Genomic DNA, 21597 nt, shown 5'->3' on the forward strand with positions numbered 1-21597 from the left:
GCCGTGCAGGTTCAGCGCGGCGCGAGCCGCGCCAGCAGCGCCAGCCACAGCGCCCAGCCCAGGAAGGCCAGCCGCTGCGCCATCGCCACCGGCATGACGCTGCCGAACACGAAGGCGCTGCACAGCATCCACACCGCGCAGGCCACGGCCAGGGTCGCGACCGGGCGCCACGCCGCATCCCGCGCCGCGCCCACGCGCAGCATCGCCGCGCCGGCGCAGAACGCCACCAGCCACAGCAGCCAGACGCTGGCATGCGCCTGGCTGGCGCGGTTCTCGATGTCGTCCACGTCCAGCGGGAACACCCCCATCGCCGCGAACGCCAGCCCGGCCAGCAGCAGCATCTGCCCGGCCACACGCAGTGGGCGCGAGGCGGCGGCGGGCATGCGCAGCAGCAGGCCGAGCGCGGCCAGCGCCGCCAGCAGGCCCGGCAGCACGAAGCCCACCGCATTGAACGTCCCCGCGCCGGGAACGCCGGTCGCGCCCAGCAGCGAAACCGGGTGGCGCATCTGATCGTAGAACGGCAGGCGCGCACCGAAGACCGCCAGCGCCACCAGCCACACCACCACCGACGCCGGTCCGGCCCAGCGCAGCATCTGTTTCCACACCATCGGCATCCGATCCCTTCGACGCCGGCGCGCGCGGGCGCCAGCCAACGCCGGCGATTGTGAGGGTTGCGCCGCCGGCGCGCACGCCGGCGCGGCGCGCGCACGGCTCAAGCGCCGGCTCCGGCGATCTCCACGCGGCGGTTGGGCGCTAGGCAGCGCACGCGCTCGGCGCGCGGCGCCTTGCCGCAGTCCACCAGCGGCTGCGCGCTGCCGCGTCCTTCCGCGCGCACCGACCCGGCGGGAATGCCGCGCGCCAGCAGGTAATCGCGCACGGCTTCGGCGCGGCGCTGCGAGAGCCGCAGGTTGTAGGCGTCGCTGCCGATCTCGTCGGTGAAGCCGACCACGGTCAGCTGCGCCGTGCCGGCGCGCGCGCCCAGGCGGGCGACCACCTCGTCCAGTTGCGTCCTGCCCGCCGCGGACAGCTCCGCGCTGTCGAAGGCGAACAGCGCATCGGCGGAAATGCGCAGCGGCGGTGGCGGAGCGGGCGGCGGCGGCGGCGCGGCCGCCACCGGCGCCGGCTCCAGCAGCGCCGCGCAGGTGGCCGGTTTCCACGACTGGCCCACGGCCACGCCCTTGCCGTCGAAATGGATCTGGAACTGGCACTGCACCGGCGGCGCGCCCACCGAGCGGCGGAAGTTGAACAGGTAGTTCCATTCGCGCACGCCCCACAGGCCCTCGCCGAAATGCGGCGTGCCGAGCAGCGCATACAGCTGCTGCTTGTTCATGCCCGGCGCATACTGGCGCAGGCCCTCCAGGCTCACGTAGGTCCCGCCCGCCGGATGGGCGCGCGCCGGGTCGGGGAAATCCCCGCGTACCTGCGCGCCGCCGCACCCGGCCAGCAATGCCGCCATCGCCATCGTCGTCCACTTCATGTCCATGCCAGCCCCCGTTGCGTTCGTCGCTCATGTGCGCGGCGGCACCGGCCACGCCGGTGCGCGCCGGGCGCTCACCACTGGAAACCGGCGCCTACCGTGACGCCGCCGTCGCCGCGCGTATTGGCCGAACCGCTCAGCTTGTAGATCCAGCGCCCGCCGTCGGTGACGCCGGAGATGCCCACCGCCATGCTGGACTCGCCGTGGAAGGTGCTGGCCGAGAACGAGGCCATGCGCCTGCCCGCCTCGGTGGGCTGCGGCAACCCGGCCATCGCCATGGCCGAGGCGATGCCGGCCGAGGCGCGGTTGTCGACGCGGTTGATGTCGCGGCCGATGTCGCCGAAACGTTGATCGGTGTAGTTCTTCGACCAGTCCATGATGTCCCCCAGCCCTTTGTTGAGTTGCGCCACGTTCACCGCGTCCGTATCGGCCACGCCGGTGGCGACGTTGTGCATCACCACGCCCCTGCCCGCCTGGCCCAGGGTCACGCTGCCGTAGTTGGTACTGCCGTCGCCGTTCTGGTCGTAGCGCACCGTGCCCTGCTGCGAGGCCTGCAACTGGCGCAGGTTGACCGCGTCGGTGTCCTGGCTGGCGTCAGCCACGTGGGTGATCTGCCGCTCCTGCCCGGCGCTGCCCACCGACACCGTGTCGGCGCGGTCGGCGACCGAGCCGGCACCCAGCGCGACGCTGCGGTCGGCGGTGGCGGTGGCGCCATCGCCCAGGGCGACGGACTGCGCGCCCGACGCCGTGGATTGCGGGCCGGCGGCCATGCTGTCCTGGCCGGTGGCCGATGCCGCGGCCTTGCTCGAGTTCACCGCGAAATACGCATTGCCGGCGCCACCGGACTGGATGTTGTCGATGCGACGGTTGACGTTGACGATGGAGCCATCCAGCGCTTCCAGCGCGTCACCGACGTTGTCCAGCACCTGCTGCCGGGTGGCGCCGGCCGCATTGATGTCGGTGATCGTGAAACTCGGCCCGGTCCACTGCCCGGATGCGCTGTCATAGGCCATCGCCCCGCCCATCGCCGTCGCCAGCGCGGCGTTGGTGCCCGCCAGCTGCCCGCCGTTGACCGCATCGGTGCTGCCGGCCGCGACGCTGCCTGCAGCGACGTTGCGCAGTGCCACCGCGGCGCCGTCGCCTGCGCCCTGCAGCGTGACCTCGTTGGTGGGCAGGCCGTCGGCGTCGGCGGTATAGCGCACTGCCAGGAGATCGGGGTTGCCATTGGCCGGCGTTCCGGGAACCACCAGGCCACGCAGATGCGCCAGCGAATTGCTGATCGAGCCGAAGGCCGCGCCGAGCCCGGCGTACTGGTTCAGCGACAGCTGGCCGTTGGCGCCGATGGCGTTCAGCGCATAGGACGGCATGGACAGCGTGCCGTTGCCGTTCAGCGTCGCGCCGCCGCCGATCAGCGCCGCCAGCGAATTGCCGAAGCCGTACAGCTGGCCGCCGTTGATCGCCTGCATGCTGCCGGCCGCCACCGCGCCGGCGGCGAGATTGCCCACCACCGTCCCCTGCGGCGCGTTGCCGCCGCCCAGGGTCACGCGGCCATAGTCGGGATTGCCCTGCGCATCGTCGTCATAGGTGACCGCCGACTGGCTCACGCCAGAGATCAGCGACAGCGCGCCCTTGAGCTGGGCCACGTTCACCGCGTCGGTCAGTTCCAGGCCGGCGGCGACATGGGTGATCTGCCGCTCGCGTCCGGCCGAGCCCACCGCCACTTCGCCGATCGAGTTCTGCGGCGCGGACAGGCCGAACGCCGCATAGCCGTTCCGGCCGCCGCGGTCGGCGTTGGACTTGTAGCCCAGCGCCACGCTGTTGGCCTTGTCCGAGGTAGCGCCCGCGCCGATCAGGGTCTGGCCGTTGGCCGAGCCCGACGCGCTGTCGCCGATCACCACCGAATGGCCCAGCCGCGCGTCGTAGTCGGCCGTGGGCACGCCGGTCGGGCCGGTGCCGCCGCCGGGGAAGACCACGTCCGCGTCCTGCCGCGCCAGGCGGTGCTCGGCATTGGTGCCGATCACCACCTCCTTGGAGCCGTTGGCATAGGCGCCGTCGCCGATCAGCACCTGGTAGTCCTGCGCCGCGTTGATGCCCCAGCACTGAACCGTGGCCAAGCCCAGGCCCAGCGGATCGGCGCAGGTGTCCGCCCACGCCGGCGCGCTGTCCGGCAGCAACAGGCCCAGCAGCCCGTTGGGCCTGCCGTTGTTGATGTTGTAGATGTAGTTGTCCGAGGTGACACCGCCGATCAGCGTCATGTGCGAGTTGCCGCCGGTGGCCAGGCCGCCCAGGCCGTCGAGCACCTGCCCGACCGGGCTGAGGTTGACCACCGGCAGGCCAGCCACCGTGGTCACCGCGTACGCCTGCGCGATGTTGGCGTTGCTCATCGCCAGGCCGCCGTTGCGGACATAGCCGTCGCCGCCGAACAGGGTCGCCAGCGACGGACCGGCCAGTTGATCGACGGTGCCGACCAGCCCGCCGTTGCCGACCACCAGGCCGGTCGGGCGCGCCACGGCTGCCGCGCCGCCCGCGGCAGCCACCGGCTGCCCGGTCAATTGACCGACCACGTTGGACACACCGCCGGTCAACCCGCCGGCGATGTCGTCGATCACCTGCTGCAGTCCGCCCAGCCCGGACGCGGAGCCGGTGACGCCCGACAGCGTGCCGGTGACGGTTCCGGTCGCCGTGGACACCGTCCCGCCGACGGTGCCCAGCAGGGAGTGCACGGCACCGCCCACATCGCCCTGGCCCAGCGCGCCGGTCGTCGCCTGCAGTCCCTGCGTGGCGGTGGCCACGGTCTGCGACAGGCCGGTGCCGAGCGCGGCCGAGCCGGTGAGCTGGCCGACCAGGGCGCCGGTGGTGTCGCCGACGCCGTCGAGCACCGGCGCGACCCCATCGACCACGCCGTCGAGCACCGCACCCGCATGACTTCCCTTGACCAGTCCGCCGGTCAGTTCCTCCACCGCGCCCACGGTCGAAACCAGGGTGCCGCGCAGGGGATTGCCGCCGTTTTCGTCCTTGCCCGGCGACAGCACGTTGCCCAGTGCCTGCAGGGCCGCGCGCGCGGTGCCCGCGATGCCGCCCGCCACTGCATCCTCCTTGAGCACCAGCGCCTGCGGCAGCTTGCCGGCGATGCCCGGCAACGCCGTCACCGCCTTGCCGGCGCCGGTGACCGCATGCGCCACGGGCTTGACCCGCGTGGCCTGGACCGTGGCCGCGACCTGCGGCCGCACCGTGGATGCGGCGACCGCCTTCACCGATGCGGCCACCCCGCCGAGCGCCTGCGGAAGTGCCGGCGCTGCCTGTCCGGAATGGCCGGCGATCCGCACGGACGCATCGGCGCTGGACACCACCGCCGCGCCCGCGATGGACGGGACCGGCACGGGAAGCGCCGGCGCGGACGCTTCCTGCGCGGCGTACTTGGCGACCAGCGCCTGCAGATCGTCTAGGCGCGCGTCGCCGGCCTGCGCCGGTGGCGCCATCGCGAGCATCAGCATGCCGCCCATGCCCAGCAGCGCGCCCGCCTGCCCTGCATGTAGGCGCCTGGCGGCGCAGCGCTTCCCGCCTGCGCTTGCCAGCTCCGACCCCACGACGAAAGCATTCAGGGCGTGGTTCCATACCAGTCTGTAGATGCGATTCATGACGTGTCCCCGTGCAATGCGAGCGTCCCGCCCCGATGGCGGACTTCATCGCTTGGATCGCACTTCATCAGGAACCGGCGGCTGTCTTTGCCTGTATCCGGCACATCGCTATGGCTATCCGGCAAATCTGTGCGCACTCCCGGCAAGCCCATGCACGGAATCGGCAAATGCGCCGGATCCCGCTGGTTTCAGGAGTCGGGGAAGGTGCCGCGCATCAGGGTTTCGCTCGGCAGCTCGCCGAACACCCGGCGGTAGTTGTCGGCGAACCGCGACAGGTCCCACAGACCGCAGCTCAGCGCGATGGACTTGACCGACTTGCGCCCGGCGTCGGCGGAGGACAGCGTGCGGCAGGCCTCGCACAGCCGCAGCATCGACAGGTAGCGCACCGGCGATATGCCGACCAGTTCCTCGAAGGCATAGCGCAGCGCGCGCTCGCTCACGCCTGCCGCGTCGCACAGCTCCTGCATGTAGATGTGCCGGCGGATGTTGGTACGCATCAGGTCCTCCGCGCGACGCAGGATCAGGTAGCGCGCGCGGCGGTTGCGGCTGCAGACCCGGCGTTCGGCCGGGCCGTTGGCGAACAGTTCGCCGGCGTGCGCATCGAGCAGCGCGTCGATCTCGTTGGCGGTGACTTCGCCGCGGCGGATGCGCTGCTGCAGGCCCTGGTAATAGTCCTGCAGCGGCGGCAGTTCGCGGCCGCTGACCAGGGGAACGTCGACGCTGCCCGTGTCCAGGCCACCCAGGCTGCGGCTGGCGGTGCGCTCCTGGAAGCGCCGCAGCGGCACCAGCACGAAGGTCACCCGGCTGTTCGCTCCCAGCGCGAACTCGGTGACGCCTTCGGGCATCACCGAAATGATCCCGCCCGGCGACAGCGGCACGCCGTGGCACCAGCTGGTTTCCGGATCCACCGCTTCCATCCAGCCCAGCAGGCACCAGTCGACCGGCAGCAGGAAGCGCCCGCGCGTGCGCGCGGCGATCTCCAGCGTGCACAGCAGCGCCTGGTCGTGGACGAACGAGGTCACCGAGGCCATCGGCGGCTGTCCGTCGAGCAATACCAGTTCGACATGGCAGACGCGGAGGACGCTCCCCAGCGTGGACAGGTCGAATGACCTCAAATGCCGATCGCAGATCATCGCATCCATGTGAACGTCCATGCCCGGACGGTTTTCCCGTCGTAAGCCCTCGGATGCGGCCGGCAACCAGGCGCATCCCCCCTTGATCCGCCGCGGACCGGAAACCGGATGGAATAACCGCACCCGGTTCCTTTCCGCCCGCATTACATAACCGGCACGCCGGGACGAGCATGTGTACGCCGGGTGCGCGAATAGAGAAATACATCACACATGCGCACTTCCGCAATATCTTGCCGAATATGTGTATGCGCACCGAATTCGAATTGAAATGATCCTCCCCGGGCATGCCTGCCATGCCACAGGGGGAATACAGGAATATCGCCGGAGGATTATCCGGCGACTCCGGACCAACCGCACCCTCTCCCTTGGCCAGGCCGCATGCCCGAGACAATCCCCGCGGGTGTCGCCACCCGCGTTCGCCCGGTGTACTCCGGCGCGTTGCCGGCCCGGGCTTTCATGGAGAGCATCATGAACGCCAAGATCCGCAGGTTTTTCGCAGAAGAAGACGGTGTCACCGCGCTGGAATACGGCCTGCTCGCCGCGGTAGTGGCCGGCGCGCTGGTGGTCGTCGCCGGCCCCGCGCTGCGCGGTTTCTTCACCGCGCTGTTCGCCCAGCTGACGGCGGCCGTCACCGCCGCATTCGCTTGACGGACAAGCGGCCGTGCCCCCGCTGTCGGCAGCCATTGCGGTGATGCTGGGCCTGCAGGTCGTCTGCACCGACCTGTATGCCCGGCGCGTTCCCAACCGCGGGTTGCTGGCGGCGGCGGTCGCCGGGAGCGTGGCGATGCTGATGCTGCCGGGGGTTTCCACCGGTTTTCCCGACGCGATGGCCGGGCTGCTGCTCGGCCTGGTCCTCCTGCTTCCTTTCCACCTGATCGGCTGGATGGGCGCCGGCGACGTGAAACTGTTTTCGGTGCTGGGCCTGCTGCTCGGCGGCGGTGCGCTCCTGCCCCTGTGGATAATCGCCAGCTTGCTCGCGGGCGCACACGCGGCGATTTTGATCGCGGCAAGGAACGGCCTCGCCAAGGGGTTTATCACCCAGTATCCGCCGGCGTTCCGCGTATATACCTTCGTGAATGAAAGCGGTTTTCTCGACAGAATGAAAGCGTCGCGCGAGGGGCGAAAAGGAATTCCCTATGCCGCCTATCTCGGTATCGCCACCCTGCTGGTTGTTTTCACCGGGGTTTCACATGGATAAACAAATACGCCACCGCCCCAATATCAAAAGGCAGCGCGGCGCAGTCAGCATCGAATATGCGCTGCTGCTGATGCTGGGGATATTGCCGCTGCTGCTGGTCACCTTCACCGGGGTGATGGTCTTCGCCGCGCAGCAGTCGCTGACCCTGGCCGCCAGCGAAGGCGCCCGCGCCGCGCTGCGCTATGGGGATGTACCGGCGCGCCGCAACAGCGCCTGCCAAGCCTCGGCCCGCTCGATGCAGTGGCTGCTCAATTTCTCCGGCGAGGCGCCCAACTGCCCTGCGGCGGCGGCCGCGCCCATCGTCGTGTCCGACGCCTACCCCTGCGCCAGCGACGGCACGACCCGCTGTATGCAGGTCAGCGTCTCCTACGACTACGACCGCCACCCGTTCATTCCCGGGACCGGCCGGCTGCTGGGCTGGACGCTCGGCGAACGGATGCGCAGCAGCGCCATCGTGCAGTTGGACAACGGCAACTGAATCCATACGCCTTCACGGAGGACCACCATGCCCAAGGCCATACGAATCACGGCGGTACTGCTCCTGGCGATCGCCGTGCTGCTGGCGGTCGTCGCCATCGGCATCGGCCGTCGTTCGTCGCATGCCACGCCGGTCGCGTCGCCGGGGGCGGCGTCCGCCCCGCGGTACGACGTGGTCGTGGCGGCGCGGGCGCTGACGGCCGGCATGCCGTTGTCGGCCAACGACCTGACCGTCGCCACGCTGGCCGAACGGCCCGCCGGCACCTTCGTCTACATAGGCGAGGCGACCGGCGGCATCCTGCTGCAGGACGTCGCCGCCGGACAGCCGGTGCCGCGCAGCGGCGTGTCGCGCGGCATCGCCCTGGCGCTGAATCCCGGCGAACGGGCCGTGGCGGTGCCGGTGGACGAACTGGCCAGCGCCGGCAACCGGGTCTCGCCGGGCGACCACGTGGATGTGTTCATGAGCCTGCCCGGCGTGGCCGAAACCGCCGGCACCCGCCAGGGCGGCATGCAGGCGCGCCTGCTGCTGTCGCGCCTGCGCGTGCTGGGCTACGGCGACCGCGACATGCTGTCCGCCGCGCCCGCCACCGCTGCCGCCACGCAGGCGCATGAAGAAACCAAGGCGCCGGAACCGGGCGGCCGTGCCGCCTCCATCATGGGACAGGGCAGCGGCGGCGCCAGCGCCGCGAGCCAGGCCACGACGCCGGCCAGAACGGCGGTGCTGGCGGTGCCGGTGGAGATGATCGGGCGCCTGCTGCTCGGCGCGCAGAGCGGCAAGCTGTTCCTGGCCCTGCGCAATCCGATCGACACGGCAGTGGCCGACAACACGCTTTTCGCGGCGCCTGCGCCGGTGCTGCCCCTGCGCAGCGGGCTGGACGGCATGGCGACCGAGGAAGCGCAGCGGCCGGAGAACCAGGCCTTCGCCGGCGTCGACCTGGGCGGCCTGGCCGGAACGAAGAGCGCCGTGCCGGCGCCCGCCGCCGCACCACCGCAGCGCACGTTCCGGCGCGCGCACACCGGCGGCGGCATCGAGGTCGTGCGCGGCTCCAACCCCGCCACCCCGCTGTCCTCGCCATGAAAGGGAGTTCGACCATGGCCAAGCCCGCCCGTCTTCCGCCGCGCCTCCCGGTCCTGCTGTTCCTGGCCGCGGCAACGCTGGCCGCCGGCCTGCCGGCCCTCTGCCTGGCGCAGGCGGCGGCGACCGACGCCGTGCAGCTGGAGCTCCACGAGCAGCGGCCCTGGGCGCTGCCCGAGGACGTGGAGCGGATCGCCATCGCCGATCCGGAGATCGCCGACGTCACCTCCCTGCGCGACAAACGCCACGTGCTGCTGGTCGGGAAGAATGCCGGCAGCACCACGCTGATGCTGTGGCAGCGCCGCCAGCCCACGCCGACCCGCATCCGCGTCGATGTCCGCAGCGCGGTGCAGCGCGGCCTGCTCGACGCCCGCTCTCCCGCCGTCGCCGTGCAGGACGGGCAGGCGCTGCTGCAGGGACAGACGCCTTCGCTGCTGACGCATGAAGCCGCGCGCAAGGCCGCCGCCAGCGCGGTGGGCGAAAAGGGCGTGGTCAACGACGTATCCACCATCGCCAGCGGCGGCGTGGTGCAGGTGGAAGTGAAGGTGGTGGAGTTCAACCGCAGCGTGCTGCGCCAGATCGGCCTGAACTTCAGGAACACCAACGGTGGCTTCAGCTACGGCGTCGCCTCGCCCACCTCGGCCAGCAGCGGCGCGCTGTCCTCGGCATTCAAGCTGGTCGCCAGTTCCCTCCCCCACAACTGGAACGCCAGCATCGACCTGCTGCAGAGCAACGGCATGGCGCGCGTGCTGGCCGAGCCCACGCTGGTGGCGCTGTCCGGCCAGAGCGCGAGTTTCCTGGCCGGCGGCGAACTGCCCATCCTCGAACCGCAGGGCCTGGGCACCACGACGGTGACGTTCAAGCCGTTCGGCATCGGCCTGACGGTCACCCCCACGGTGCTGGCGCCCGACCGCATCGCGCTGAAGGTGGCGCCCGAAGCCAGCGACCTGGACTACACGCGCGGCATCACCCTGGACGGCGTGCAGATTCCCGCCATCTCCACCCGGCGCGCGGACACAACCGTCGAACTGGGCGATGGCGAGAGCTTCGTCATCGGCGGGCTGGTGAGCAGCCAGCTGTCGTCGATGGTCAACAAGATCCCGCTGCTGGGCGACATCCCGGTGATCGGCGCGTTCTTCCGCAACCTGGACTACAAACGCGAGGACAAGGAACTGGTGATCGTGGTCACCCCGCGCCTGGTGCGGCCGCTGGCCAGGGGCACGGACATCCCGCTACCGGGCCAGCGTGAATCCGAACCGCGCCTGCCGGTGTGGGGCTCGTGGCTGCTGCATCCGGCCTCCCCCGACCAGTTGCCGGGCTTCTCCCGCTGAAGAACCGCCATGCCCTCGCCCATGCCCCTGCCGCCCATGCACCAGAACCCGAAGCTGCAACTGGTGCTCTACGCCCCGGACAACCGCCACATGGCGCGGCTGGGCGCGGCGCTGTCCGGCCATGCGCGGCTGGCATGGGTGGACAGCCGCGACGTGCCGCCGCCGCAGCTGGCCGCGACCGCCGCCGGCGCGCCGCTGGTCCTGCTGGACTACTGCGGCGGCAACGCCAGCTATTCGTCCGAGCTGGCGCGGCAGCTGCTCGCCAGCGGATGCCCGCTGCCGATGGTCGGGGTGGGCAGCGAAGGACCGGAACAGGCCCACCACCTGCTGGTGGCGATGCGCGCCGGCGTGCGCGATTTCATCGACATCGACAATGACGCCGCGCAGATGCTCGAGGTATTCGACCGCGTCGCCACGCAGTCCGTGCCGTCGCCGGCGGTCGCGGCCACGCCCGCCGCACCGGCCGCCGCGCCTGACGGACGCCTGGTCCTGCTGCACGGTGTGCGCCCCGGCGTCGGCGCCAGCATGCTCGCGGTCCATCTCGGCGCGCAGCTGGCCGCGCAGCTCGGCCATCCCGGCAGCGGCGGCCAGCGCGCCAACCAGGTCCTGCTGCTGGACCTGGGCCAGCCCCACGGCGACGGCGCGCTCTACCTGGGCATGGAAAGCCATTTCGGCTACGAGGAAGCGCTGCGCCACGTCGAACGCATCGACGCCACCTTCGCCACCACCGCGCTGGCCCACCACGCCAGCGGCCTGGCGCTGCTGGGCATGGCCCGCACCGCGCTGCCGCCCGTGCACGAGCCGACGGCGCTGCTGAAGCAGTTGCGCGGCATCTTCCCGTTCGCCCTCGCCGATAGCGGCGGCCTGCCGATGTCGCAGGTCCCCAGCGCGCTGCTGAGGCAGGCCCATGAGATCTGGCTGGTCGCCGACCAGGGCATCGGCACCCTGGTCTCGCTGGACCAGGCGGTGCGCGACCTGGAGCAGCGCGAGCTGCGCGACGACCGCCTGCACCTGGTGGTCAACCGCTACGACCCGGACGGCGGCCTGAGCGACCGGCAGATCGCCGAGCGCTTCGGCCTGCCGCTGCTGGCCACCGTGCCCGAGCGCAGCCGGGCGCTGCGTTCCAGCACCGGGCTCGGCCGCCTGCTGACCGAAAGCGCGCCGCGCGACCCCTACGTGCGCGCGCTGCAACCGCTGCTGCAGCACCTGGCCGGCGGCCGCGACGCGGCGCCGATCGTCTCCCCCATCGCCCGCCTCGCCTCTCTCCTGGGTCGCTAACCATGGAAGACAAAGTCACTCCCCTGCCGCAACGCCTGCAGCCCGCCACCGAGGCGCAGGCGCCGCCGCCGGGCGTGCCGTTCGAGCAGACCGAGCAGTTCCAGAGCATGCTCTCGGCCGCGCACGAGTACCTGCTCAACCACATCGAGGACGAGCGCGTCGACATCGACGCCTGGTCGCCGTCGACCATCGCCCGGTTCGTGCAGGCGCAGACCGCCGCCTTCGTCAAGGAGTGGCGGATCCCGGTCAACGCGCAGGAGATGGAAACCGTCGCCACCGCCCTGCAGAAGGAGCTGATCGGCTTCGGCCCGCTGGACGACCTGCTGCACGATCCCGAGATCGAGGACATCCTGATCAACGGCTACAAGGACGTGCACGTCTCCAGCGGCGGCGTGCTGCAACGTGCGCCGCAGCGCTTCAGCGACGACCGCCACCTGCTGCGCATCCTGCGCCGCATCATCGCCCCGCTCGGACGCCGCCTGGACGATTCCAACCCCATGGTCGACGCGCGCCTGCCCAATGGCGGCCGCCTCAACGTGATCATCTCGCCGCTGGCCGTCGACGGGCCGATGGTCTCGATCCGCAAGTTCCGCAAGGACCCGTTCACGCCCGACGAGCTGCTCGGCCGCGGCGCGTTCGACAAGCCCATCTACGCCCTGCTCAACGCGATGGTGCGCGGGCGCTGCAACATCCTGATCTCCGGCGGCACCAGCTCCGGCAAGACCTCGCTGCTCAACGCGCTGGCCACCTTCATCCCGCACAACGAGCGGGTCATCACCATCGAGGACACCGCCGAGCTCTCGCTCAACCATCCGCACGTGGTGCGCCTGGAAAGCCGGCTGGGTGGCTTCGACGGCAGCGGTGCGGTCGGCATCCGCGACCTGGTGCGCAACAGCCTGCGCATGCGCCCGGACCGCATCGTGGTGGGCGAGGTGCGCGGCGCCGAGGTGCTGGAGATGCTGCAGGCGATGAACACCGGCCACGACGGTTCGATGGCCACCATCCACGCCAACTCGCCGCGCGACTGCCTGTACCGGCTGGAGATGCTGGCCGGATTCGCCGGGTTCCAGGGCAGCGAGGAAAGCCTACGCCGGCAGATCGCCAGCGCCATCGACTTCATCGTGCAGATCTCGCGCCTGGGCAACGGCCGCCGCGTGATCCTGTCCATCACCGAGATCACCGGCGTCAGCGACAACATCATCAGCAGCCAGGAGCTGTTCAAGCACGAGAGCTGGATCGACAACGACAGCCGCGAGCGCGACCGCTGGCTCGGCCTGGGCTTCCACCCGCATTGCCACAAGCTCGAGCCGTTCCGCATGGAGCTGCGCCAGGCCACGCTGGGGGAACTGCCATGACCCTGGCCCTGCTGATGGCCAGCATCGCCTTGCTGCTGGCGGCCGGCGCCCTCCACCTGTGGTGGAGCGTGGCCGCGCGCCAGCAGCAGCGCGCCGCCGCCCTGCATGCGGAAACCCGGCTGGCGCCGGCCGCCGCCGGCAAACCGGGCAATGCGTCGCCGGCCGTTGTCGCGGTGCCGCGGCAGCGCTGGGCCGAACTGCTGCGGCGCGCCGGGCTGGACGACGGCCGGCGCATGCTGGTCGTGCTGGCCTTGCCCGGTTTCGTCCTGCCGGTCGCCGCGGGCATGCGCCTGGGCTCGGCGTGGTTCGGCGTGCTCACGCTGCTGCTGTACGCGCTTGGCCTGGGCCTGTGGCTGCAGCGCCGCATCGAGAAGACCCGCCAGCGGCTGGTCGCGCAGATGCCGGACTTCCTGGAAAACATGGTGCGCATGGCCGGCATCGGCAACAGCCTGTCGATGGCGTTCCAGAGCGCGACGCAGAACGTCACCCCGCCGTTGCGCCCGATCCTCGACAGCGCGCTGGGCTACACCCGCGCCGGCATGGACCTGGACCGCGCGCTGCTGCAGGCGGCGCAGGCCTGGCGGCTGCAGCCGCTGGAAATGCTGTCGGTGATCCTGGGCACCAGCATCCGCATCGGCGGCCGCAGCGACCAGATCCTGCAGCGCATGAGCGATTTCATGCGCGACATGGAGGAGGTGCAGCGCGAACTGCAGGCCACCACCTCCGAGACGCGCATGTCCGCCTGGGTACTGGGCCTGCTGCCGGTGCTCTCGGCGCTGTTCATGGCCCTGCTCAATCCCGATTTCTTCCAGCCCATGTTCCATGAGCCGCTGGGGCGGAAGATCCTGTTGCTGGCGGTCGCGCTGGAGGCGGTTGGCGCGTTCGTGCTGTACCGGCTGGCGAAGTCGATATGAGCCGATGCCCGCCCGCGCTCCGCCCCATCCGGGAGGCCGACGCATGAACCTGCTCTTCGCCCTCGCCGTCGCCTGCCTGGCACTGGCGCTGCTGCTGGCCGCCGCAGGGCTGCTGTTCCAGGACCGGCGTGCGCAGCAGGTCAAGGCGACGCTGCAGCATGCGCTGGACCATGCGCAGAAGGCGCCCGCTCCGGTACCCGCACCTGCGCCGCGTGGTCGCTGGCAGGCGCTGCTGGCCGAGCTCAGCGCCATCGGCGACCACTTCGAGGGCAGCCGGCTGCAGAAGGCCCTGCTGGCGCCGGAGGACAGGCTGCTGCTCGAGCAGGTCGGCTGGAACCACCGTTCCGGCGCCGCGGCGTTCCTGGCGCTGCGGGTGCTGCTGGCGGCGCTGCTGCCGGTTCTGGGCCTGATGCTGATGCAGCCCCACGGCATCCGGGCCGGCGCCGTCGTGGTCTGTGGATGCGCGCTGGGCATCCTGCTGCCCAAGCTGGCGCTGCGCGCCTGGGCCGGCCGCCTGCGGCGCAGGGTCGACGAGGAACTGCCGCTGCTGATCGACCTGCTGCGCCTGCTGCAGGGCGTTGGTTTCAGCATCGACCAGAGCCTGCAGATGATCGGCGACAAGCTGCAGGTGGCGATCCCGACGCTGGGCGGCGAGATCCAGCAGGCCAACGCGGCCTACACCCGCGGCCGCAGCCGCACGCAGTCGCTGCGCCGCCTGTCCGAGGATTTCGGCAACGACGACCTGCGCAGCCTGGTGCAGATGGTGCTGCAGGTGCACCAGCACGGCGGCGCGGTGCAGGAGCCGCTCAAGCAGTTCGGCATGCGGCTGCGCGAACAGCGGCGGATGAAGATGAAGGAGAAGGTGGGGAAACTGTCGGTGAAGATGACCGTGGTGATGATGCTGACCCTGCTGCCGGCGCTGATGCTGGTGCTGTCCGGCCCCGCCATCCTGGCCCTGGCGAGCGCGCTCGCCGGGATGGGCAAATCGTGAACCGCCTGGCGCCGGCATCGCTGTGCGTCCTGCTGCTGTCGGCCTGCGCGCACGGTGGAATGGCCTATCGCCCGCCGCCGGTGGAGCCGGTGGGGGAACCTTCGCCGCAGGACGACCGCGCCATGTACCTGGCGCTGATCCGGCAGATGCAGGACCAGGGCGCCTACTACGCATCGCTGGCGCACGTGGACGCCTTCCGCAGGCGCTTCGGCGACACGCCCGAGCTGCGCCTGCTGGAAGCCGATGCGCTGCGCGAAACCGGCAACGGCGACGCGGCGGCCGCGCTCTACCGCGGCCTGCTGCGCGGCCCGCAGGCCGCGCCTGCGTGGCATGGACTGGGCCGGGTCGCGGCCGCCGCCGGCAAGCGCGAGGACGCGTGGCAGGCGCTGGCCAGCGCGGTGCGACTGGAACCGCTGGAACCGCGTTATCTCGGCGACCTCGGCTTCGCGCTGCTGCAGGCCGGGCGCGTGGCCGAGGCCCGCGCGCCGCTGGCCAAGGCCGCCGAACTCGCGCCGGACAACATACGCGCGGTCGCCAACCTGGCGCTGTGGGCGCTGCTGTCGGACCAGCCGGATGTCGCCGACGCGATCATGCGCCGGGCCCGCCTCTCCGAACCGGTGCGCGGCGAAATCATGCGTCTGTACGCTGCGCTGCGCACGCCGGCAAGCGCGCCGGCGGCCGCATCGCCGGCCCCGCCGGTGGCCGCGGGCGACGCCGCGTCCCGCCCGCCGGGTTCCATGCTCGAACGTTTCGTCCCTTCCTCCGACCGCCCCGATGAGGTACTGCCATGACACGCCCCGTCTTCGTGCTGTGCCTGCTGCTGGCCACGCCCTGGACGCCCGCACGCGCCCAGCATCCGCCGCTCACCGCGCGTACCGACATGCCGGCCGCCGCACCGCAACCGGCGGCCACGCCGGAACCGCCGCTCCCGCCAGCGGCGGCAGGAGCGCCGACCCAGCGTTCCTCGATCGGCCACACCACCCGGGCGCTGCTGCGGCTGCAGGCCGGGGGCATGCAGGCCGGCAACGCGCTGCCGATGCTGGGCGAGGCGGGCAGCCGCAGTTACCAGCGCTATCTGGACAGCTTCGAGCATCCGGTTCCCGAGTACTTCGACGCCGCGCTGCCCACCTCGGGAAGCGGCCGGTCCAGCCGCTGAGGCCGCGGCCATGATCCTGCCGCGCCTTCGCCCACAACCCGCCCATGCCGGCGGCGCGCGCCTGCCCCACGTCCAGCGCGGCGGCGGCTCGGTGATGATGATGTTGCTGCTGCTCGGCCTGGTGGCGATCCTCGGCCTGGTGGAGATCGGCCATCTCTACTGGGCCAAGCGCGAGGCGCAGAAGGTCGCCGACCTGGCCGCGCTCGCCGGCGCGCAGCGGCTGGAACTGTGCAGCGCCGACAACCAGGACAACCGCGCCGCACGCCAGAACGCGATAGAGGAAAACCGCTTCGCCGGCAGCATCACCATCCGCTGCGGCAACTGGGGCACCGGCAATCCGGCGGCCGACCACTTCGGCGAAACGATCGACGGCGACCATCCGCTCAACGCGGTGAAGATCACCGCGCGCCGGACCGCGGTTCCGTTCTTCGGCCAGAACGCCGGGCTTCCGGCCGTGCAGGCCCAGGCCGTCGCCAAGCGCACACCGCCGAGCGCGGTGTTCACCGTCGGCTCGCAGCTGCTGCGGGTCAACGGCAACTCGCCGCTGGGCAATGTGCTGCGCCTGGTCGGCGTCAACGTCGACACCGCCACCGTGCTCGCCTACGACGGCCTGGCCCAGGCCAACGTCACCCCGGCCGGCCTGCTGGAGGCGCTGGGGTTGCCGGTGGACGTCAACATGAGCGTGGCCGATTTCAACCAGTTCCTGGCCGCGCACCGGGTCTCGCTGGGCGCGCTGCTCGACGCCACCACCACCGTGCTCGAACGCAACGGCGCGGCCGGGCTGCGCCTGGACGCGCTGGCCAACCGCATCGGCACGCAGCTGGACCTGCACAGCCTGCGCATCCCGCTCGGGGGTTCCGATCCGGCCGGCGGCCTGTTCGCGACGGTGGTCGCGCCCGACGGCACCATCGGCAGCGCACTGCAGGCCGACGTCAACGCGATGGACCTGGTCACCACCGCCATCGCCATCGCCTCGGATGGCCACGGCGTGGCGGTGGACAACCTCGGCCTGCTCGGCGGAGGCAGCGTGCGCGCCGGCATCGTCGAACCGCCATCGATCGCCATCGGCGGCGTGGGCGCGCGCGCCTACAACGCGCAGGTGCGGCTGGCGATCGACATCGACAGCCAGGACATTCCCGTGCTGGGGCCCGCCCTGTCCGCGCTCGGGACGCGGTTGAAACTGCCGATCTACACCGACGTCACCAATGCCATGGGCACGCTGACCTCGCTGCAGTGCGGGCAGGCGCCGCCGACGGCCACCGTGCGCGTCGACGCCTCGGTGCTGCGCACCTGCGTGGGCAAGGTGGCCGCCGCCGACGTGTTCTCGCGCAGCGAGGTCTGCGACACCGGCCTGCAGGACGAGCAGCTGCTGACCCTGCTCGGCGCGCCGCTGATCAACGACAGGATCAGCATCAACGCGCTGACCGACAGCCAGAGCCTCACCCTGGCCGCGGGCCAGACCGGTTCGACGCAGGTCAACCCGCTGGCGATCGGCAGCACGGTCGAACACCTGGTGGACGAACTGCTGCGGGTCCTGTCGCACACGCTCGATCCCCGCGGCGAGGGCATGAACCAGCCATCGGCCGCCGCCAACCTCGCCGACCGGTTCCTGAAGGCCGCCAATCCCGGCGGCGGCCGCTACGACGTGGACCGCACCATCGCCCTGCTGCGCACCGGAAGCGAAGGGCTGCCGCCGCTCGACTGGAACGTCGCCAAGGGCGTGCCCTACGCCTGCCCGCCGCTCAACCTCACCACCTGTTTCCGCGACGGCTCGATCTGGGAAGGCTACCGCGCCACGGCCACCGGCCAGGGTCTGGGCCTGCTCAGCGGCCTGCTCGGCAGCCTGCTGGGCGGCCTGGCCATCGAGCGCTGCAACAGCCTGCTCGGCAACCTGGACTACAACAACTGCCTCAAGCGCAACCTGACCTCCTACCTCCAGACCGCACCCGATGGCCTGCTCGATGCCTACAGCGGCAGCGGCGTGACCAGTCCGGGCAACGGCCCGGTCACCTGCAACGGTCTGTTGTGCCTGGTCCTCAAGCCTGCGCTCGATTTCCTCAAGCCCCTCCTCAACAGCGTCGGCACCCTGCTTACCCAGACACTGGCCGAAGTACTGGGGCTGGAACTGGGGCGTACCGACGTGCAGGTGCAGTCGATCCAGTGCACCCCGGCGCAGCTGGTCTACTGATGGCGGCAGGCGCACGAATGACAGCAACCGGCGAGGGATTTCCGGCCGTTTTCCGCATGCTAGACTCGGTGCCAGTCACCGCGGGCATGGACAGTCCGGCGGTCGTCGCGATCCGGGGGATTCGAGGACTATGAGAACGATGGATACGTTGCCTGCGTGGCTGTGCGCCGCCCTGTTTTTCCTCGCTGGCCTGGGCCTTGCGCCCGACGCGCACGCCGGACGCTGGCAGCGCGGCGAAGCCGAGGTTCCCGCCGCGCCCGCGCGCAGCGAGGACACGGTCATCGGCAATACGGTCAGCGACCTGCAGCGGCTGATGGGCAACCGCGAACTGACCGAGATGCGCACCACCTACAACGGCAACTACGGCGCCAGCCTGCTGTTCCATGCCGAGTCGCTGAACTACTACGTCGCCCTGTTCCACGAAAAGGAATTCTGGCGCGTGATCCGCACCGAGTCGGCCGAGAACGCCGAATCGGTGTACCAGACCTTCGTCGACCAGACCCGGGAACTGGCGCAGGTATACCTGGACACGATCCGCCTGCAGGCGGGCAAGGCCTACAGCGAGAAGCTGGTCGCGCTTAACGAGCGCCGCCTGCGCGGCCTGCAGCAGGAAGCCGAACAGCAGCGCCAGCAGTCGCTGCAGGTCAGCAACGCGCTCCAGGAGCGCAAGCAGCAGGCGGTCGCGCTCAGTTCGGACCTACGCGCCACCAACACCCAGCTGGAAGCGTTGAACCAGCAGATCAAGGCGCTGCAGGCCCAGCAGGTCAATCCCGAGCTCTCGCTGCCGGCCACCAGCGCGGCGCCCGCGCCGGCAGGCGCCCCGGCCACGGCGATACCGGAACAGCCGGCGCACCCGTGACCTCGCGCAACGGCCCGCCCTGCGGCGGGCCGTTCCACATCCGCGGCCGGAAGCCTGCAACACACGGCCAGCTCAGTCCTGCCAGCGGAACACATCCTCCACGCCGACGCCGAACGCGCGCGCGATGCGGAACGCCAGCTCCAGCGAAGGCGCGTACCGCCCCGCCTCCAGGGCGATGATGGTCTGCCGGGTCACGCCGCAAGCGTCGGCCAGCACCTGCTGGGTCATTTCGCCGCGCTCGAAGCGCAGCCGGCGGATGTCATTGCCGATCGGCGTGCCGCTCATCGGCGGTCGCGCCAGTAGTGCCAGACCATGACCGCCGCATGCAGGCTGACGGACAGGCAGACCAGCCAGAGGAGGAAGTTCGCCAGCCAATAGCCGGTGCGCGAAGCGACGAAATCCCCATAGCCTTCGGCCAGCACCGAAACGACCACCAGCATCAGCGCCAAGGCGGTATAGCCGGCCCGCACGCCATGCGCCTGGATGATCCTGTCGCGCTCGTCGGCCACCGGCGTCCTGTCCTTGCGGACGAAGAAAAAGTATCCGACCCAGAACAGGCACCAGGCCGGATAGCCGACATTCTTTTCCAGGGCAGTGTCGGAGAAGAACAGCCGCCACCCCACCAGGCCCGCCGACAGGCCGAACGCGGCCAGCAGCAGCCATGCCGTCTTCTCCTGCCGGTTCATCGCCGCCAGCATCTCTCTTCCCTTCACCCGCTCTTCCTCCATGACCTGTCCGGCGTCCTGCGGTCGCTTCATGCCCCGACCCCGCGCCGGTCGCGCCAGTACTGGAGCGCCGTCGCCGCGTACTCGACCAGGCAGCTGGCCATCAACGCGCACACCAGCAGGTTGGCGACGACGAAAGGCCGGGCCCAGTGCAGTTTTTCCGCCGGCGACAGGCCCAGCATCAGGGCGATGCCGATCACGCCGGCGACCAGCGCGCCGCGGCCCCACGCCGCGGCGGCCTGTTCGATGCCCCGGTCGCGTTCGTCGCCGCGCACGGCGCCCTTCCAGCGCGAATCCAGCACCTGCGACAACACGGTCCACGCGACCAGCAGCATCACCAGGTTGCGCGCGACCGCGCCGGCATCGGGATCGTTCCAGCGCGTCATGTGCAGGAACAGCGGCGCCTTGGCCAGGCCATAGACGACGGCCAGCGACATGAAGCCCAGCCCCAGCCACGCCTTCCACTCGCCCGGCGAACCGGCCCCTTCCAGATCCTCGCGCGTGGCCCGACCGAGGCCATGCAGGGCCGCCCACATCGCGCCCATCAGCAGCAGCACGCCGACGTTGCCGCCGTCCAGGCCCAGCACCCGCGCCGGCCCGGCCAGCAACAGCCACATCGCCAGCGCCGCCACGACCATCAATCCCGCGATCTTCCCCTTGCCCACGATGTCACCCAAGGCGTACGAAATGTAATGTGGACATTACATCTGCCCCAGGCGATGTCAAATATTTTTTACATCGACTTGCATCCGCGCGCTCTGCCACCATCTCGGGCGTGAACTTTCCTGCGAGCGCTGCGATGTCCGACCTGCCCCACGTTTTCGACGCCACGACCGAGACCTTCGAGACCGAAGTCCTGCAGAAATCGCTGCAGACCCCGGTGCTGGTGGACTTCTGGGCGACCTGGTGCGGGCCGTGCAAGACGCTGGGGCCGATCCTGGAGAAGCTGGCCGGCGAATACCACGGCGCCTTCGAACTGGCCAAGGTCGACGTGGACAAGGAGCAGCAGATCGCCGCGGCGTTCCAGATCCGCTCGGTGCCCACCGTGTTCCTGGTCAAGGACGGCCAGATCGTCGACGGCTTCCCGGGCGCCCTGCCCGAAGGCCAGCTGCGCGAGTTCCTGGCCCAGCACGGCGTCACCCCCGCCGACGCGCCGGCCGATATCGACGCCGAGGCCGAGGCCGCGCCGCTGGATCCGCTGTCGCAGGTCGCCGCGCTGCGCGAGGCCATCGCCGCCGACCCGGACAAGGCCGAGCTGAAACTGGACCTGGCGCTGGCCCTGATCAAGACCGGCGCCATCGCCGAGGCCGGCCCGCTGCTCGATTCCCTGCCGGCCAACCTGGCCACCGACGACCGCGCCGTGCGCGCCCGCGCCCGCCTGGACTTCCACACCGCGCTGGCCGATGCGCCGCCGGCCGACACCCTGGCCGCGCGCGTGCAGGCCGACGGCAACGACCTGGACGCCCGCCACCTGCTCGGCATCCACCGCCTGCTGGCGGGCCAGGACGAGGCCGCGCTGGAGCAGTTCCTGGAGATGCTGCGGATCGACCGCGGCTACCGCGAAGGGCTGCCGCGCAAGGCGCTGATCGATGCGTTCCGCGTCGTCGAGGATGAAGACCTCGTCGGCCGCTACCGCCGACGCATGTCCTCGCTGCTGTTCTGACGACGTCATTGCGCGTTCAGGCAGTCGAAACGCGGCCTGCCCGATAATGCGCCGTTCATCGTAGTGATGACGCGCGGCACTCCCGCCGTGCCATCTGGGGGATGGAGGACGCCGGGCAGTGTCGGGCTCCGGTTCCCGC

21 protein-coding genes are annotated in these 21597 nt (G+C 70.8%); 14 read left to right on the top strand and 7 right to left on the bottom strand.

Going from position 1 to position 21597, the window contains the following annotated elements; all coding sequences use genetic code 11:
- Positions 1-11: 11 nt before the first annotated feature.
- The 4 genes from CQ393_RS09405 to CQ393_RS09420 all read right to left on the bottom strand — a co-directional run bounded on the left by CQ393_RS09405 (position 12) and on the right by CQ393_RS09420 (position 6230).
- Positions 12-608, bottom strand: a complete 597-nt coding sequence (locus tag CQ393_RS09405; RefSeq protein ID WP_153191294.1) for a DUF998 domain-containing protein — start codon at positions 606-608, stop codon at positions 12-14.
- A 104-nt stretch (positions 609-712) separates the two neighbouring features.
- Complete coding sequence (locus CQ393_RS09410) at positions 713-1477, bottom strand: OmpA family protein (RefSeq protein WP_228114391.1); 765 nt, start codon at positions 1475-1477, stop codon at positions 713-715.
- A gap of 74 nt (positions 1478-1551) precedes the next feature.
- Complete coding sequence (locus CQ393_RS09415; protein WP_153191296.1) at positions 1552-5115, bottom strand: ESPR-type extended signal peptide-containing protein; 3564 nt, start codon at positions 5113-5115, stop codon at positions 1552-1554.
- A gap of 188 nt (positions 5116-5303) precedes the next feature.
- Positions 5304-6230: a helix-turn-helix domain-containing protein gene (locus tag CQ393_RS09420; RefSeq protein ID WP_228114393.1), complete on the bottom strand. Its 927-nt coding sequence runs from the start codon at positions 6228-6230 to the stop codon at positions 5304-5306.
- A gap of 486 nt (positions 6231-6716) precedes the next feature.
- On the opposite strand from CQ393_RS09420, the gene CQ393_RS09425 reads away from it, so the two are divergent.
- The 13 genes from CQ393_RS09425 to CQ393_RS09485 all read left to right on the top strand — a co-directional run bounded on the left by CQ393_RS09425 (position 6717) and on the right by CQ393_RS09485 (position 19070).
- Positions 6717-6896, top strand: a complete 180-nt coding sequence (locus CQ393_RS09425; RefSeq protein ID WP_153191298.1) for a Flp family type IVb pilin — start codon at positions 6717-6719, stop codon at positions 6894-6896.
- Positions 6897-6909: 13 nt separating this feature from the next.
- Positions 6910-7446 carry a prepilin peptidase gene (locus CQ393_RS09430; protein ID WP_343199909.1) on the top strand — a complete coding sequence of 179 codons (537 nt, stop codon included), beginning with the start codon at positions 6910-6912 and terminating at the stop codon, positions 7444-7446.
- Positions 7439-7924: a TadE/TadG family type IV pilus assembly protein gene (locus CQ393_RS09435; RefSeq protein WP_153191299.1), complete on the top strand. Its 486-nt coding sequence runs from the start codon at positions 7439-7441 to the stop codon at positions 7922-7924. The genes CQ393_RS09430 and CQ393_RS09435 overlap by 8 nt, the downstream gene beginning before the upstream one ends.
- Positions 7925-7951: 27 nt before the next feature.
- Entirely contained in the window at positions 7952-9001 is a 1050-nt protein-coding gene (gene cpaB / locus CQ393_RS09440; RefSeq protein ID WP_153191300.1) for a Flp pilus assembly protein CpaB, read from the top strand.
- 14 nt (positions 9002-9015) lie between these two features.
- Positions 9016-10329 carry a type II and III secretion system protein family protein gene (locus CQ393_RS09445; protein WP_153191301.1) on the top strand — a complete coding sequence of 438 codons (1314 nt, stop codon included), beginning with the start codon at positions 9016-9018 and terminating at the stop codon, positions 10327-10329.
- A 21-nt stretch (positions 10330-10350) separates the two neighbouring features.
- Entirely contained in the window at positions 10351-11607 is a 1257-nt protein-coding gene (locus CQ393_RS09450) for a fimbrial protein (RefSeq protein WP_153191302.1), read from the top strand.
- 2 nt (positions 11608-11609) lie between these two features.
- Entirely contained in the window at positions 11610-12962 is a 1353-nt protein-coding gene (locus CQ393_RS09455) for a CpaF family protein (protein ID WP_153191303.1), read from the top strand.
- Positions 12959-13876: a type II secretion system F family protein gene (locus tag CQ393_RS09460; protein WP_153191304.1), complete on the top strand. Its 918-nt coding sequence runs from the start codon at positions 12959-12961 to the stop codon at positions 13874-13876. The genes CQ393_RS09455 and CQ393_RS09460 overlap by 4 nt, the downstream gene beginning before the upstream one ends.
- 43 nt (positions 13877-13919) lie before the next feature.
- Positions 13920-14867, top strand: coding sequence for a type II secretion system F family protein (locus CQ393_RS09465; protein ID WP_153191305.1), 948 nt, complete (start codon positions 13920-13922; stop codon positions 14865-14867).
- Positions 14864-15658 carry a tetratricopeptide repeat protein gene (locus CQ393_RS09470; protein WP_153191306.1) on the top strand — a complete coding sequence of 265 codons (795 nt, stop codon included), beginning with the start codon at positions 14864-14866 and terminating at the stop codon, positions 15656-15658. Before CQ393_RS09465 ends, CQ393_RS09470 begins: the two co-directional genes overlap by 4 nt.
- Positions 15655-16023: a DUF3613 domain-containing protein gene (locus CQ393_RS09475; protein ID WP_153191307.1), complete on the top strand. Its 369-nt coding sequence runs from the start codon at positions 15655-15657 to the stop codon at positions 16021-16023. The genes CQ393_RS09470 and CQ393_RS09475 overlap by 4 nt, the downstream gene beginning before the upstream one ends.
- Positions 16024-16117: 94 nt before the next feature.
- Complete coding sequence (locus CQ393_RS09480) at positions 16118-18211, top strand: TadG family pilus assembly protein (RefSeq protein ID WP_306767956.1); 2094 nt, start codon at positions 16118-16120, stop codon at positions 18209-18211.
- A gap of 139 nt (positions 18212-18350) precedes the next feature.
- Complete coding sequence (locus CQ393_RS09485; RefSeq protein ID WP_228114395.1) at positions 18351-19070, top strand: DUF2968 domain-containing protein; 720 nt, start codon at positions 18351-18353, stop codon at positions 19068-19070.
- 72 nt (positions 19071-19142) lie between these two features.
- Here CQ393_RS09485 and CQ393_RS09490 read toward each other — a convergent pair whose 3' ends face one another.
- From CQ393_RS09490 to CQ393_RS09500, 3 genes are read right to left on the bottom strand one after another with little or no spacing between them, the layout of a single operon-like run.
- Complete coding sequence (locus tag CQ393_RS09490) at positions 19143-19355, bottom strand: helix-turn-helix transcriptional regulator (protein ID WP_153191310.1); 213 nt, start codon at positions 19353-19355, stop codon at positions 19143-19145.
- On the bottom strand, positions 19352-19828 hold the full coding sequence (locus CQ393_RS09495) for a hypothetical protein (protein ID WP_153191311.1): 477 nt from the start codon (positions 19826-19828) through the stop codon (positions 19352-19354). The genes CQ393_RS09490 and CQ393_RS09495 overlap by 4 nt, the downstream gene beginning before the upstream one ends.
- Positions 19825-20460, bottom strand: coding sequence for a hypothetical protein (locus CQ393_RS09500; RefSeq protein ID WP_153191312.1), 636 nt, complete (start codon positions 20458-20460; stop codon positions 19825-19827). The genes CQ393_RS09495 and CQ393_RS09500 overlap by 4 nt, the downstream gene beginning before the upstream one ends.
- Before the next feature lie 134 nt (positions 20461-20594).
- On the opposite strand from CQ393_RS09500, the gene trxA reads away from it, so the two are divergent.
- Positions 20595-21458 (top strand): thioredoxin, encoded by an 864-nt coding sequence (trxA, locus tag CQ393_RS09505; protein WP_153191313.1) that lies wholly within the window; start codon positions 20595-20597, stop codon positions 21456-21458.
- Positions 21459-21597: the final 139 nt, after the last annotated feature.

The sequence above is a fragment of the Stenotrophomonas sp. MYb238 genome, assembly GCF_009496535.1.
Classification (GTDB): domain Bacteria; phylum Pseudomonadota; class Gammaproteobacteria; order Xanthomonadales; family Xanthomonadaceae; genus Stenotrophomonas.

Excerpts from the sequence above, each read along its gene's own strand:
- CQ393_RS09405 (WP_153191294.1), bottom strand. The coding sequence starts at position 608 with ATGGTGTGGAAACAGATGCTGCGCTGGGCCGGACCGGCGTCGGTGGTG.
- CQ393_RS09410 (WP_228114391.1), bottom strand. The coding sequence starts at position 1,477 with ATGAAGTGGACGACGATGGCGATGGCGGCATTGCTGGCCGGGTGCGGC.
- CQ393_RS09415 (WP_153191296.1), bottom strand. The coding sequence starts at position 5,115 with ATGAATCGCATCTACAGACTGGTATGGAACCACGCCCTGAATGCTTTC.
- CQ393_RS09425 (WP_153191298.1), top strand. The coding sequence starts at position 6,717 with ATGAACGCCAAGATCCGCAGGTTTTTCGCAGAAGAAGACGGTGTCACC.
- CQ393_RS09435 (WP_153191299.1), top strand. The coding sequence starts at position 7,439 with ATGGATAAACAAATACGCCACCGCCCCAATATCAAAAGGCAGCGCGGC.
- cpaB (WP_153191300.1), top strand. The coding sequence starts at position 7,952 with ATGCCCAAGGCCATACGAATCACGGCGGTACTGCTCCTGGCGATCGCC.
- CQ393_RS09445 (WP_153191301.1), top strand. The coding sequence starts at position 9,016 with ATGGCCAAGCCCGCCCGTCTTCCGCCGCGCCTCCCGGTCCTGCTGTTC.
- CQ393_RS09450 (WP_153191302.1), top strand. The coding sequence starts at position 10,351 with ATGCCCCTGCCGCCCATGCACCAGAACCCGAAGCTGCAACTGGTGCTC.
- CQ393_RS09455 (WP_153191303.1), top strand. The coding sequence starts at position 11,610 with ATGGAAGACAAAGTCACTCCCCTGCCGCAACGCCTGCAGCCCGCCACC.
- CQ393_RS09460 (WP_153191304.1), top strand. The coding sequence starts at position 12,959 with ATGACCCTGGCCCTGCTGATGGCCAGCATCGCCTTGCTGCTGGCGGCC.
- CQ393_RS09465 (WP_153191305.1), top strand. The coding sequence starts at position 13,920 with ATGAACCTGCTCTTCGCCCTCGCCGTCGCCTGCCTGGCACTGGCGCTG.
- CQ393_RS09475 (WP_153191307.1), top strand. The coding sequence starts at position 15,655 with ATGACACGCCCCGTCTTCGTGCTGTGCCTGCTGCTGGCCACGCCCTGG.
- CQ393_RS09480 (WP_306767956.1), top strand. The coding sequence starts at position 16,118 with ATGATGATGTTGCTGCTGCTCGGCCTGGTGGCGATCCTCGGCCTGGTG.
- CQ393_RS09485 (WP_228114395.1), top strand. The coding sequence starts at position 18,351 with ATGGATACGTTGCCTGCGTGGCTGTGCGCCGCCCTGTTTTTCCTCGCT.
- CQ393_RS09490 (WP_153191310.1), bottom strand. The coding sequence starts at position 19,355 with ATGAGCGGCACGCCGATCGGCAATGACATCCGCCGGCTGCGCTTCGAG.
- CQ393_RS09495 (WP_153191311.1), bottom strand. The coding sequence starts at position 19,828 with ATGAAGCGACCGCAGGACGCCGGACAGGTCATGGAGGAAGAGCGGGTG.
- trxA (WP_153191313.1), top strand. The coding sequence starts at position 20,595 with ATGTCCGACCTGCCCCACGTTTTCGACGCCACGACCGAGACCTTCGAG.